Origin of the sequence: Pleomorphochaeta sp. DL1XJH-081 (genome assembly GCF_049310885.1) — a bacterium.
Classification (GTDB): Bacteria; Spirochaetota; Spirochaetia; order Sphaerochaetales; family Sphaerochaetaceae; genus CAYZJV01.
The window spans coordinates 1-259 of record NZ_JBMDYO010000147.1 but is presented as its reverse complement, the minus strand read 5'-3'; the positions used below and the strand labels follow the sequence as shown (position 1 = coordinate 259).

General features: G+C 56.4%; 1 protein-coding gene. It reads left to right on the top strand.

The features are described 5' to 3' along the window. A partial coding sequence (locus ACODJP_RS14250) for a winged helix-turn-helix domain-containing protein (RefSeq protein WP_422482624.1) occupies positions 1 to 259 on the top strand: 259 nt, incomplete at both ends.

The window sequence follows — 259 nt, the reverse complement described above, 5'->3', positions numbered from 1 at the left end:
CCGTTCCCTGGTTAGCCCGAACGGCGAACAGTACAAGCTGCCGCGCAGTGAATTCCGCGCGATGCTGCACTTCTGCGAAAACCCGGGCAAAATTCAGTCTCGTGCCGAGCTGCTGAAGAAAATGACCGGTCGCGAGCTGAAGCCGCATGACCGTACCGTTGACGTGACCATTCGTCGGATTCGTAAACACTTCGAATCCACTCCGGATACCCCGGAAATCATCGCTACCATTCACGGTGAAGGCTACCGTTTCTGTGGC